This window comes from Acinetobacter sp. ANC_7588, assembly GCF_056783995.1.
Genome location: NZ_JBWYIU010000035.1, coordinates 1 through 613, shown reverse-complemented (window position 1 = coordinate 613; position 613 = coordinate 1). Strand labels below are relative to the sequence as shown.

The following is a 613-nucleotide window of genomic DNA, read 5'->3' as shown; positions in this document are numbered from 1 at the left end:
TTGAAACCTTGCTCGTTGAAATCCCGACGATCCGCCCACACAAGATGGCGGTCGCAACGATGCAAACTCAAACCTTAGTCCTCATTAAAATCGAAACTTCGGATGGTTTCATTGGTTGGGGCGAAGCAACCACCATCGGTGGCTTAGGCTATGGTGAAGAAAGCCCTGAAAGTATCAAAACCAATATCGATACTTATTTTGCTCCACTACTCAAAACTTTTACTGATTTCAACATTGCTCAAATTATGCAAGTGTTGAAGAAGAATATTAATGGCAACCGTTTTGCAAAATGTGCCATTCAAACTGCTTTACTGGATATTCAGGCTCAACGTTTAGGTTTGCCGCTGTCTGAAGTGTTAGGTGGCCGTCTGCGTGACAGCGTTCCTGTACTTTGGGTGTTGGCTTCTGGTGATACAGATAAAGATATCGCTGAAGCGAAAAAGATGATCGAAGCTAAGCGTCATAACTTCTTTAAATTAAAAATTGGTTCTCGTGCTGTAGAAGCAGATGTTGAGCATGTTCTCACCATCAAAAAAGCGTTAGGTGCTGATATTTCTATCCGTGTCGATGTGAACCGTGCTTGGTCTGAGTTAGAAGCGATCAAAGGTATTCA

The 613-nt window shown here is 42.6% G+C and carries 1 protein-coding gene; it reads left to right on the top strand.

Annotation, left to right across the window (positions count from 1 at the left end; genetic code table 11):
* Positions 1 to 613, top strand: a 613-nt coding sequence (locus AC1M9J_RS14765) for an enolase C-terminal domain-like protein (RefSeq protein ID WP_481952572.1), incomplete at both ends; no start/stop codon positions are given.